The sequence below is a fragment of the Nitrosovibrio tenuis genome, assembly GCF_900109785.1.
Lineage (GTDB): Bacteria > Pseudomonadota > Gammaproteobacteria > Burkholderiales > Nitrosomonadaceae > Nitrosospira > Nitrosospira tenuis_A.
Genome location: NZ_FOBH01000032.1, coordinates 1 through 1047, shown reverse-complemented (window position 1 = coordinate 1047; position 1047 = coordinate 1). Strand labels below are relative to the sequence as shown.

General features: G+C 64.0%; 1 protein-coding gene. It reads right to left on the bottom strand.

All coding sequences use genetic code 11. The features are described from left to right. Window positions 1-1047: condensation domain-containing protein (locus BMX00_RS14250; protein ID WP_245728105.1), on the bottom strand; the 1047-nt coding region annotated here is incomplete at both ends.

The following is a 1047-nucleotide window of genomic DNA, read 5'->3' as shown; positions in this document are numbered from 1 at the left end:
AAACATCACCTGGAAGAGCGGGGCCTGGCTCAGATGGCGTTCCGGGGCGAGCCTGGCCACCAGCATCTCGAAGGGCAGATCCTGATGCGCGTATGCCTCGGTTGCCACCATGCGCAGGCGCTCAAGCAGCGCGGTAAATGACGGATCGCCCGACAGATCCAGGCGCAAGGCGAGCGTGTTGACGAAAAAACCGATCAGGCCTTCCAGTTCGCTGCGGGTGCGGTTGGCAATGGGGGTACCGATTACCAGATCGGTTTGTCCGCTGTAGCGCGACAGCAGCACGCCAAAGGCGGCCAGAAGCGTCATGAACAAGGTGGCGCTCTTATCTTGCCCCAGGGCGCGCAAGCGTGCGGTAAGCGCCGCATCGAGCCCTACGCCACAGCGTCCGCCGCGATAGCTGGACTGTGCCGGACGTGGCCGGTCGGAAGGCAGGGCAAGCTGTGCCGGGGCCTCCTCCAATTGCTTCTGCCAGTAGGCGAGCAGCCCGTTCAGTCGCTCGCCCTGCAGGATGCGCCGCTGCCAGCAGGCGAAATCGGCATATTGAATCGGTAGTGCCGGCAGCGCCGGCACTGCTGGCTGCTCGCCTTTCACTTTGCTGGCGTAGAGTGCGCGAAGATCGCGGTGCAGGATTTCCAGCGACCAGCCATCTGCGACGATATGATGAAGCACCAGCACCAACCAGTGATAGCTGCGCTCAAGACGCACCAGGCTGGCGCGCAGCAGCGGGCCATGGGTAAGATCGAAGGGAGCAGCCAGGGCCGCAGCGTGATGCGCGCGGGCGCGCGCCAAGCAGTCAGCGGAGGGTTGGCTCACATCCACCAACGGCAGATCAAGACGCAGGCTCGGGGCAATGAGCTGCACCGGTACGCCGTCCACCGCGGTAAAGGTGGTGCGCAGGGCCTCATGGCGATCGAGCAGGCTGGCCAGGCTGTCTTCCAGGGCCGTGCGGTCCAGCGACCCATCGAACGTCAGCACCGTGCTCAAGTGATAAACCGCGCTGCCCGGATGCAACTGCTCGAAAAACCACAGCCTTTGCTGGGCAAAGGA